Below are 11,191 nucleotides of genomic sequence, written 5' to 3'. Positions count from 1 at the left end.
TTGAGTCGATGGATATTTTTTCGGAACTTGCCCTTTCTTTGATACGCCTCAAACCCCAGAAAAACCCTTATTTCTCCAAAGGGTTAACGGCTATGAGCCTTATCAAGCAAGCTCTTTAACCTTTCTGTCACCCCTTGAGGTGATCGCGATATCTACTGGTGTAGCAGCATTCGTCGCCACCAACCTCGACGATATATTGATCCTGACGATTCTCTTCAGCCAAACGGGAAAACTCTTCCGTCATCGCGATATCGTCATCGGTCAGTATATCGGCTTTAGTCTGCTGGTTATTGCCAGTTTGGCGGGATTTTTCGGCTGTTTTCTCATCCCTACCCCCTGGATTCGCTATCTAGGCCTCGTTCCTGTGATTCTCGGCATCGTTTCCCTTCTCAAAGAAGAGGAGAAGGAGGAAGAGCCGGAGAATGTCGAATTGGACCTGGAGGGTGCGAAACATTCCCCCTTCGGCGTAGCTCAGGGTAAACCCTTCGGCGTAGCTCAGGGTAAACCCTTCGGCCGTTGGTTTGACCCGCGCACCTATAGCGTGGCTGCGTTGACCGTCGCCAACGGGAGCGATAATATCGGTATTTACGTTCCCCTGTTCGCCAGTAGTACTGTAACAAGTCTGATCGTTATCGTCAGCGTTTTTTTGATTCTGGTGGGGGTTTGGTGTGCGATCGCCTACGGGTTGACCAGTGTGCCGACCATCGCCACTATCTTAACCAGTCAGGGAAGTACCTTCGTTCCCTGTGTGCTGATCGGTCTGGGTATTTTTATCGTCAAAGAAAGTATTCCCCTCGCGTTTTTGGCCTTAGGAATTAGCTATCTCTGGGCGATCATCGGTCGCAGTCAGGGACTGGCAAGAAAATAAAGTACCATTTATTTACTAGGCAGAATTATCACATTAAATCTGGTTATTAAAAACTGATTATTTATTTCTCCTTTTGCCTCTTGCCGTTCGGCTGAGCTCACGGCCGAAGCCTTTTGCCTTTTGACTGTCCTTATAAGTAGCCTATACTCAACGGATTTAGTATCACATCCCAAGGGGTGATTCTGAGTAGGGTGTAGGGTTAGGAGATTTTAACTCACTGAGAACAACGATTTGATGAGTTGCATTCCAGACGTTTTTGACGCTCTGCTAAGATTGTTTTTACATTCGGTCTTCCGGTTAAGGTTAATCGCCAAGAAGCCCAAATTTCATAGATAATATCCACTAGAAACCCAATAACCGGCCATTTGGTAGCGGCATAAATCCAACCGATGCCCAAAATATCATAGACTTGGCGAAACACTTCCACATTTTGGAGGATAGTACCATCGGCTAGTACAGCGTGGATTCGTCCCATGGCCGCCGCGAAGGAAATACCGCCATTTTCCTCCGGATTATAGTTTTCGGCGGCAATATCGACAAAAGCAACTAATCCTCTCCCAGCATCCCGTTTTTGCAGAAAATTAACCTCCCGCAAGCAGAGGGGACATTCTCCATCGTAGAGGAGTTTAATTTTCCAAGAGGGCGATCGAGTAGAATTTTCTAAGGTATCAGCAGATGGAGTCGGTAAAGATGACATGATCTTCTAGGGATTCTCTTTTCAGTGGTCGGTAATTATTGAGGGGTTGAGAAGTAGGGAGTGGGGAAGTGGGGAAGTGGGGAGAATAAATAAAAGCAATCTCCTGAATACTGGCTCGGAGAATACTGACTCCTGATGATTATTTTATGGCAATTTATCAGATTGGATGGTATCACTCTCTATTGGTTCTCGATCGTTGCGTTTTGAGAAACCCCAAGCAAAGAGGATAGCAATTAAACTAATCATAATCCATTCTGGCGGCACAAAATCGGGACTAATCACCCGCAACAGCAATCTTAAACCCACCAAACCGACGGTGACAAAACCAGCATCTTCTAGGTGGGTGTATTCCTCTAACCAGCGAATAAATAAACCCGCCATAAAGCGCAGGGTAACTACTCCGATCGTACCACCAAGCAGAATTAACCAAGTATCATCGGCCACGGCGATGGAGGTGGTGACACTATCGAGGGAAAAAGCTAAATCGGTAACGGCAATTAGGGGGATAGCTTGCCAGAGAGAGTGAAACTGGAGACTATGATGGCTGTGATCCTTGTCTTCAGGGGAGGCAAAGTAATTAAAGACTAACCAGAGCAAATATACTGCTCCCAAAAGTTCAAACTGCCAGTATTTAACCACCCAGGTGGCGGTAAGAATCAAGATCATACGGAGAATATAGGCGAAAACTAAGCCAATATTCAAGGCCTGACGTTGACGCTGATGATCTCCTAATCCCTGTGCTATGGAAGCGAGAGCAATGGCGTTATCTGCTGATAATACCGCTTCTAGGGCAATGAGAACCAACAGAATTAACGGGGTTTTTAGACTAAGGGTTAGAGATGAATCAAGGAGCGAGTCTAACATTGAGGCCGCAGGTAAAAATAAATGTAATCATGGCAATACCTCAGCTTAACGCTTTTACAACTTTCTTTTCTAGGGGAGATAACCGTCATCGGGGTGGGGAGATATGAAGTCTTGTAACGAAATGATGCAGAGGACCCCGATGATGTCGGAAAGTATTGGATGAATATCTTTATGAGGAGATAATCAGCAATGCTTTCTGATACTCAAGTTTTGGTCGCTCTGGTAATTGCTTTAATCCCCGGGATTTTGGCTTTTCGTCTAGCGACGGAACTTTATAAGTAAAACCGCTTTCAATAAACCCTAATCCCGTCTGACCTAGCTATAGGATAGACCGATTAGGGTTTTTCAGTTATCGGTCATCAGTTACCAGTTGTCGGTGATTGGGTGTAAATTGAAAGTAATTAGCCACTTTTCTGACCGATTTTACTTATACTCGTAAATCTATGACCGCACGAACAGTTAATCGAAATCAAACCGACAAAAAACCACGAACAAAGCAAAAAAGCGGCAATAAATCCCAAAAATGGCAAGTTATCGAGATTTGGCTGCGAATTATTGCCTATAGCGCTCTTTCCATCACGGCAGTTTTTGCGATCGCTCGTTTGCTACCCTACCAACAGATGCAACAGGCAAAACTGGAAGAAGTGCGTTTGGCGGTCGAAGAAAAGGAGGAACGCGTCAATCAATTACGCGGTCAATTTACTCGCAGCTTCGATCCTAGTCAAGCGCGGCAAGTCATGGGGGAACAAAGTCCCCGACGGGATCCTAATCAAAGACGCATTTTTTGGGTTTCTCAGTAGATTAGCTGCCCGTGCATCTCAATTACTTGTTAAGAATCTAGGGGAGAGGAGATATCCACAGAGTCAGGATAAAACTAATGACCACAGCGACACAATTCTTAAGCATTTCTGCCTTGACAAAAGAGGATTATTATGGGTGCATCTGAATTTTGGAGAAATATCTATATTACATTTGGGCGCACGCAGTTCGATAAACTCACTGACCACGATGCGCCCCTACCATTGGCGCAATAATATGATTGTCGGGGCGAATTGCCTTCGCCCTCTTTTAATAATTTCTGCTGCTCACCTATAGGTGAGAGAAAATCACAAAATATGAGATGCACCCATTATTATGCTTGTGATTGCGTAAAATTTTCCGATGCACTAAATCCTATGACATTAGTCGATTTTAACTGACTTGAGGGAATCAGATAGGGAATTTACAAGGGGATAAAAATTAAAATCTTTCTGATTTCAAGCTACCAACGACCGGCGCTAGTCACTGAAAACTGAAAACTGAAAACTGAAACCTGAAACCTGAAACCTGAAACCTGAAACCTGATAACTGATAACTGAAAACTGAAAACTGATAACTGATAACTGAAATGACTCGATCCTATTTTGCTACTACCGCTAGGGGACTAGAAGAAATTGCCGCTAGGGAATTAGAATTCCTAGGGGCTAAAGAAGTGAAACCAGTATTCACGGGAGTCCATTTTCAGGGAGATCTGTCCCTACTCTATCGAGTCAATCTTTGGTCAAGAATTATTTTTCGGGTTTTGGTTCCCATTGCCGAAATTCCCTGTGGGGATGGGAAGGAACTTTATGATGGCATTCAAGCCATTGATTGGCGCGATTATCTCACCAGTGAGGAAACTTTAGCGGTACAATGTACGGGAACGAACGATCGCCTCAATCACACCCATTACACCGCCTTAAGCATCAAAAACGCTATTATCGACCAACAGCGTCAACAGGGGAATCCCCGTTCTTTTGTGGATACAGAAAACCCCGACCTGCAAATTAACGCTCATATCGAGAAAAATCGCTGTGTGCTTAGTTTAGATAGTTCTGGCCACAGTTTACATCGTCGCGGGTATCATCGGGCCATGGGAGTCGCACCTCTGAAAGAAAGTCTCGCCGCTGCTTTGGTAGAATTATCGGCATGGCAGGATGATATGGCGCTTTTAGACCCTTTTTGTGGTTCGGGAACTATTGTCATCGAAGCGACCTTAAAAGCTTTAAATATTGCCCCCGGTTTATCTCGTTCCCAGTTCGGATTTCAGAAGTGGCCAGACTATCAACCGGATTTATGGCAATCTTTGCTTAAGGAAGCTAAAGAAAAACAAAAATTTCAGCTAAATGCGCCAATTTATGCTAGTGATGCCGATTACGAGGTTCTACATCAGGCCGAGGATAATGCCTATTTTTGTCAAGTGCAGGACCATATTAATTTTAGCTTGCAAAGCATCACCGACTTAGAACCGGCAAGCGATCGAGGGATTATTCTCTGTAATCCCCCTTACGGCAAAAGATTGGGCAATACCGAAGAATTAGGGGCCTTATATAAATCCTTCGGTGATGTCTTAAAACAGAGGTTTAAGGGTTGGACAGCCTATATTTTATCGGGAAACAAAGAACTGACTAAACAAATCGGTCTGCGTTCTTCCCGTCGCACTCCCTTGTATAACGGTTCTTTGCCCTGTACCCTCTTAAAATACGAATTGTATTAACTACATCAAAACCTTGAGACTGTCAAGGGCTAAATGAACATTCTGACGAACTGAGGCGGCAGAAGTGTGTAAATCCAGACGTTCAGCATCGGTCAAACGCACTTCCAGAATACTTTCCACACCCCGACAGCCTAAGCGACAGGGAACCCCCAGATAGACATCCTGTAAACCGTATTCACCTTTAAGATAGGCTGCCGCCGGCAGTAAACGGGATTGATTTCTCAATATCGTCTCGACCATGATACAGGCAGAGGAAGCGGGGGCGTAATAAGCGCCGCCAGTTTGCAGTAATTTGACGATTTCAGCCCCACCGTTGCGAGTTCTCTCCACTAGACGATTAATCGTTATCTCGTCCATTAATTCGGTAATCGGCACACCACTGACGGTACAGTAACGGGGTAGGGGCAACATTAAATCACCGTGACCACCCAAAACCATAGCATGAACGTCGGCGGTACTAACCCCCAATTCCATGGCGATAAAGCTTTGTAAACGGGAAGAATCGAGGACTCCGGCCATTCCCATCACTCTTTGGGGGGGTAAACCGGTTGCTTGCCAGACTAGATAGGTCATCACATCAAGGGGATTAGTGATGACGATAAAAATGGCCTCTGGAGAATACTGGAGGCATTTAGTGGCGGCCTCGACAACAATTTTGGCATTGACATTCATGAGATCATCGCGACTCATGCCCGGTTTTCTGGCTAATCCGGCCGTAATCACGACAATATCCGAGCCTGCCGTGTCTTCGTAGTTATTAGTGCCAATAATCTCGCTGTCGTGCAGTTCTATGCCCTGGGCTTCCATCAAATCTAGGGCAATACCCTGGGGCAAACCATTGACGATATCGAGGAGAACCACATCGGCGAGGTTTTTTTCGGCGATGCGTTGGGCCAGGGTGCGTCCGACGTTGCCAGCACCAATAACCGAGACTCGGGGCGATTGACAGGGGATGGGTGTATCGTAGAAGTCAACCATGGTTTATGGATGAGGCAATTCCTCATCAGGCGGGTTCCAGTTGTTCGAGCTTTAGCCACACACTGGGGGTAGGAACGTAGAATTTAACCAAAGCGTAATCATCTTTTATATCCAAGACTTCTGCTGTCGAGTTGAACATATAACTGGGTAAACGGCGATCGCTGGCTAGGGCTTCGAGGCTATTTTCTAGGTTTCCCGTCACCACGCGGACTAAAGCTCCTTTCTTAATTGTAGCTGCCATGTTTTTCTCGTTGAATTTGCTTGGGGTTTCTCCCATAAATTGTTACATATTCCGGCGGGCCTCTGACAAGAGAGTGTAGAATGTGGGGTGTGGGAATGATGAATTATGAATTGGGGAGTGGGGAGAATAAATAAAAGCTGTCTCCTGTCTCCTGAATCCTGTCTCCTGAATCCTGTCTCCTAACTCCACCAATAAACTTTTTGGGCAAACCCTAATTAAAACTCAACCCTTTGACCATAACTTAAGAGACTTTGTAGGGTGGCGAGGCGATTTTCCCAGACTTGTATTTGATAGGGAGATAAATCTTTTTGTCGGGACATCACAGATTTAAATTGATAGCTAAATCGCTTTAAGGCATTTTGAGTTAAAGTCCAATTGCGAGGGCTGGGATTATTAGCTAATTGCTCTAATAAATTAGCCATTTCGTCCACTTCTTGCCCCCAAGTTTTTAAGGTTAGCTCCTCCATTGCCCATAAATTATTCGTTATTAAAAAACTCCACTCTTGACGCAGGAAATTAAACCGCGATGCTGCCGTTTTAAAGGGTTGACGGTGGGGTAAAGGTTCGGCTTTTTTCGTAATTATCGATCCCTGAATGCGATTAAGAATTGTTTGCAGGTTGGGATTGAGATTTTCTGTGGCAAAAAGAGCGAATCCCGAAGTGGGAAGATTGCGAATAAATTGTAGTTGATCGATGGTGACTTGATCGGGTACTTTTAACAGACGGATACCGGGTATAATCAGAGCATTTCCTGCTATTTGGCGATCAAATAAAGACTGGGTTTTATCTTCTAAAGTCCCTGTATCGAGCGCATAAGTCATTAAAAATATCAGGTCTATCCATTGATTTTGTCCCCATTCTTCCCAGTTTTGTTGAATACGATATAATCGTTCTTTTTGTTCTAGGGGAAACACCGCCGCCGACATTTTTAAGTGGGGGCGGATCTGTTTTAATCGAGTGGAAACTTGCGAGACAAAAGTATCAACCTGACGGATTTTAAAGCTAGTCCATTGTTCCCATAAAGCACCCCGGGTATTTAAAGTAATGGGATCAACTCCTGTCATTTGTTTAAATAACCAACGGCTGGATTTACCATAACCATAGGTTTGATGAGAATTTTGACTCTGGAAGGGATAGCGAATATAATCTAACTGCAAGCCATCCACATCGTAATTCTTGACAATTTCCTCGTAAAGAGATAAAAGATAGTTCTGTACGTCGGGATTAGCAGGATCAAAAAAGGCTTTTTTCGTGCCTTGACTGTAATCAAAAGAACCACCACTTTTATTAGTTGCCCGCCAATCGGGATTACGCGATAAAACTGGACCCAGATAATCTAATGGTTGCCCTAATACTTTATTATGAGCTTGATTAGCCGCCGCAAAAACCCACACCCAGGCGTGGATTTCCATATTGCGTTCATGGGCTAATTTAACGGCAACTTTGAGGGGATCCCAACCTCTAGTTAAAGGGTTTTGTTCGGGGGCAACTTGACTGGGATAAATAGTATAACTAGCATTAACTGTCTCGAAAAAGACCACATTAATACCCGCTGCCGCCATGCGATCAAATACTTTAGCTAAATCCTCCTCGTTTTTAGCTTCTACGATCGTGCCTCGATCTAACCACATTGCCCGTATTTCTGGTTGGGCAAATTGTCGATTAGTGGGATAATTATCCCAAAGATTTCGCCGCGCTTGTAACCAAAATTCCCTCGCTTGGGTATAGGAACCCTGGACGATTAAATTCTGAAAATTATTTAAGGTTCCTTGGGCATTTTCTAGAGCTAAACGGAATCGTCTGGCTGTATCTGTGGTGGGGGAATTTTTCCCACGATTATGAAATGCTTGTGCTAAGGATTTATCAGTATTGGATATATTACTATTACTGGCCTCTGAAGCTAAGAGAGTCACCCCATAACGCCCGATTAATCCCTGCAATTCCGCAGTCATCTGGCTAATTTGTTGGGGAGTTAGGCTCGCTTTGGGGGGAATTTGCCCGGTACTCGGACTTAATCTCGCCGTTTCCCTGGGGGGATTTTCTGAAATCTGCGGTAGAGGGCGACGGGGTGCGGTCGCAACGCGCTCGCTACGCGAGATCGCTGTTGGGGTATTATTAATATTATTAACTATTGTTGATTGGCCTTGACAATAGGGCGCAATTGTGTTAATAGAAGAACTGCGATTAATGCCGTAGCGTTGCAGGGCGGTTTCTAGCCAAGCGCTATCGAGGGCGAGATTAGCGACGGCATCGCTGCCCCAGCGCCAACCGAGAAAGATCGAGTTATTATTGAGGACAACGGCGGGGGGATTATTGCGCGCCCCCCAGACGGCAACGGTTTGGCTATTAACTCCCGTGGGGATAACCACACCACCGAGGAGACTGCTGGCTAAAGGTTTTTGGTTTTTCAATTCACCTAAATTAGTCGGCCGCAGGGTGTAAGCTTGGGAGTGGGGATAGGCCCAGTAGGCCCCAAATAGCGATCGCAGTTGATTACGCACAGCAGGTTCCGAAAGATTCCCCGCCGGACCGGTGACAATAATTTTACCACCGCGATTAAGCCAACGACTCAAGACACCAGCTTGTAAACCGGAAATAGTCTCGACGTTGGGGATGATGAGAACCTTAATTTTATTTAAATCCTTGTCAGTTTGCCACTGATTACTCTGGAGAATGCAGTAATTAACGCCGACATTTTGCAAACGATTGGTGATAGCTGTCCATTGATTGGCATTTTCTTGACTTTTTAACACTGCCACCGGTGTCGCTAAAACTGGGATCGGCAGCAAGACACCCACACAGGACAAGAGACCGGCAATTAGGGGCTTGTTAAAAAGATGATCAAGACGGAAGGACGATCCCAGCACGTTTTTTTCTCTTAATTTTTTTGGTTAACTCCTCCTGATTTTACCCAACTTAGCCAAAAAAGAGTATCTTTGGGAACAAAAATTGCGTCTTAGCTGTCGGCAACAGGGTTTCAGGGTATTGGGGTGTTAGGGTTTTAGGGTGTTAGGGTTTTAGGGTGTTAGGGTGTTGGGGTTTTAGTTGAAATTCCCCACTTCCCTACTCCCCCACTTCCCCATTCCCCCACTTCCCTATTCCCCATCTCCCTACAACTGTAGAGACAATTGCCGAAAGTGATCGCCGCGATGTTCAAAACTTTGGTATTGGTCAAAACTAGCGCAAGCGGGGGATAATAACACCACTTTAGCCTCTTTTGCCAGTCCTAGTTCAGCTGCGCGTTGAACTGCCCTGTCCATCGTTTCTACACATTCATAATCTTGATAACCTGCTGACTGTAAACGACGGGCAAAATCGGCGGCAGCGTCACCAATAAGCAGCACAGTGGCGACTTTTGCCTTAATTTCAGCGATCCAAGCCCGATCATCCCCTGCTTTCGCTTCTCCTCCCGCGATTAAAATCGCTGGACCCCGGACCGATTGTAAGCCTACTGCGGCCGCATCGTAGTTAGTTGCTTTACTATCATTAATAAAGTCTAGTCCTTTATAAGTACAAATATACTCTAAGCGATGGGCAACTCCGGGGAAAGTGGCGATCGCTTCGGTAATGGCTTTTTTCTCGATTCCTGCCAATCTAGCGGCGGCCACAGCCATAAGCAAATTCTGCTGATTGTGACTACCCACCATTTTCAGGAGATTAACTGGGGCAATTAACTCCCCAAAAGCCACGATCCAGTTATCTTGCAGATAAACACCACGACTAGGATCGCCCAAAAGCGCATCTTTGCCCTGCACAGAAGTCCAGTAAGCTTGTTGCCATTGACTAACACCGATTTGACGCAGATAGGGATCATCACCGTTGAGGATTTGGCGATCGCTTCTTTGCAGTAAAGAGGCTTTAATCTGATAATAATTTGCCAGGGTTTGATGACGACTGAGGTGATCGGGGGTAAAAGTTGTCCAGATGCCGATTTTCGGCGATAAATCCCGACTAGACTCGATCTGATAACTACTAATCTCCGCAATAATCCAATCGTATTGATCGGCTTTTAAAGCCAATTCACAGGCAGCATAGCCGATATTACCGCAGGAAGGGGCATTTAACCCCGCTTTTTGAAAAATAGCGGCACAGAGGGCGGTGGTGGTGGTTTTGCCGTTAGTTCCCGTAATCCCCAACCAAGGAGAAGATTGCAGATAACGCCAAGCTAATTCTAATTCTCCGATCGTATCGATGCCTTTTTCTCTAGCGGTAATTAAAATCGGGGCATCCCAAGGCACGCCGGGGCTAACCACGATAAGATCGGGCAAGTCCGAAGCCTCTAGACTGAGATTTTGACCAAGATTGACAATAATTCCTTCCCTTTCCAGATTGGTTTTGGTTGCTTGTAAACTGGGAGAATCGGAGCGATCGCTTAATGTCACCTGCCAACCATCCCGTTTTAAGCATCTTGCCGCTGCTATTCCCGATCTTCCCAATCCAATAATCGCCGCTTTCGCCATCTTGTTGCCACTCTACTCAAGAGTCAATTTTTAGCAATCTCTATCCTACTGTGGATTGTTACCTTATTTCTGCCCCTAGATAAGCGATAATCTTAGTCTATTCTGTCTGCTCCTTGCAGTCTAATAAAATAGAATGCTTATAATTTAGTCCTTGAACTGACAAAAATTAGTATGAATATTCAACTAAAACCCAATCAAGAAAAATTTATCGAAGAACAGTTAAAAAGTGGCAGATTTGATCATGTAGAGCAGCTCATAGATACCGCTTTACACTTGCTGGACACCATCAATGAAGATTATTTACAATGGCGAGAAGAAACTGGTCATCAAATTGATATTGCTGTAGCCGAATTAGACAACGGGGAAGGATTAGAGGTCGAAACGGTTATCAACAATATTTTAGAAAAATTTCAGAAAGAGCGTCAATCCTATAGCGGTAAGCGCTTGAGTGAGATACAGACCAAGCTTTGCCTAGCATGGTTTATAGCTTGTGACACTGTACCTAATACGACTGCACACCGCTATAAGCTAGTGAGGTACACATATTTTTCTTCCCTTTTGACTTTTG

General features: G+C 45.0%; 11 protein-coding genes. 5 read left to right on the top strand and 6 right to left on the bottom strand.

The genetic code is table 11. The annotated features are described in order from the left end of the window. The first annotated feature begins 139 nt into the window (after nt 1–139). Nucleotides 140–868, top strand: coding sequence for a cadmium resistance transporter (locus O9334_RS22395; protein ID WP_502846552.1), 729 nt, complete (start codon nt 140–142; stop codon nt 866–868). Between the two features lie 214 nt (nt 869–1,082). Here O9334_RS22395 and O9334_RS22390 read toward each other — a convergent pair whose 3' ends face one another. Further along, nucleotides 1,083–1,565 carry a thiol-disulfide oxidoreductase DCC family protein gene (locus tag O9334_RS22390; RefSeq protein ID WP_045361139.1) on the bottom strand — a complete coding sequence of 161 codons (483 nt, stop codon included), beginning with the start codon at nt 1,563–1,565 and terminating at the stop codon, nt 1,083–1,085. Between the two features lie 144 nt (nt 1,566–1,709). Beyond that, entirely contained in the window at nt 1,710–2,429 is a 720-nt protein-coding gene (locus O9334_RS22385; RefSeq protein WP_079206768.1) for a TerC family protein, read from the bottom strand. Nucleotides 2,430–2,618: 189 nt separating this feature from the next. Here O9334_RS22385 and psaM point away from each other — a divergent pair, with 189 nt between their 5' ends. The 3 genes from psaM to O9334_RS22370 all read left to right on the top strand — a co-directional run bounded on the left by psaM (nt 2,619) and on the right by O9334_RS22370 (nt 4,944). Next, complete coding sequence (gene psaM, locus O9334_RS22380; RefSeq protein ID WP_012264462.1) at nt 2,619–2,711, top strand: photosystem I reaction center subunit XII; 93 nt, start codon at nt 2,619–2,621, stop codon at nt 2,709–2,711. A 161-nt stretch (nt 2,712–2,872) separates the two neighbouring features. Beyond that, entirely contained in the window at nt 2,873–3,229 is a 357-nt protein-coding gene (locus O9334_RS22375) for a slr1601 family putative cell division protein (protein ID WP_045361137.1), read from the top strand. Between the two features lie 587 nt (nt 3,230–3,816). Continuing rightward, a complete protein-coding gene (locus tag O9334_RS22370) occupies nt 3,817–4,944 on the top strand; it encodes a THUMP domain-containing class I SAM-dependent RNA methyltransferase (protein WP_288002639.1) in 1,128 nt (375 codons plus the stop codon). Here O9334_RS22370 and mdh read toward each other — a convergent pair whose 3' ends face one another. The 4 genes from mdh to murD all read right to left on the bottom strand — a co-directional run bounded on the left by mdh (nt 4,945) and on the right by murD (nt 10,623). Next, entirely contained in the window at nt 4,945–5,922 is a 978-nt protein-coding gene (mdh, locus tag O9334_RS22365; RefSeq protein ID WP_288002638.1) for a malate dehydrogenase, read from the bottom strand. Nucleotides 5,923–5,947: 25 nt separating this feature from the next. Continuing rightward, nucleotides 5,948–6,163, bottom strand: coding sequence for an NAD(P)H-quinone oxidoreductase subunit O (locus O9334_RS22360; RefSeq protein ID WP_288002636.1), 216 nt, complete (start codon nt 6,161–6,163; stop codon nt 5,948–5,950). Between the two features lie 215 nt (nt 6,164–6,378). Further along, nucleotides 6,379–9,030, bottom strand: a complete 2,652-nt coding sequence (locus O9334_RS22355) for a glycoside hydrolase family 10-like protein (protein WP_288002635.1) — start codon at nt 9,028–9,030, stop codon at nt 6,379–6,381. Nucleotides 9,031–9,273: 243 nt separating this feature from the next. After that, nucleotides 9,274–10,623 (bottom strand): UDP-N-acetylmuramoyl-L-alanine--D-glutamate ligase, encoded by a 1,350-nt coding sequence (gene murD, locus O9334_RS22350; protein ID WP_288002633.1) that lies wholly within the window; start codon nt 10,621–10,623, stop codon nt 9,274–9,276. Nucleotides 10,624–10,794: 171 nt separating this feature from the next. Here murD and O9334_RS22345 point away from each other — a divergent pair. Continuing rightward, nucleotides 10,795–11,191: ribbon-helix-helix domain-containing protein (locus tag O9334_RS22345; protein ID WP_288002631.1), on the top strand; the 397-nt coding region annotated here is incomplete at its 3' end.

It is taken from the genome of Microcystis sp. LE19-8.1F, from assembly GCF_027531715.1.
In the GTDB taxonomy this organism is placed as follows: Bacteria; Cyanobacteriota; Cyanobacteriia; order Cyanobacteriales; family Microcystaceae; genus Microcystis; species Microcystis wesenbergii_A.
The sequence above is the reverse complement of the archived record's forward strand: the minus strand, read 5'-3'. Positions and strand labels throughout refer to the sequence as shown.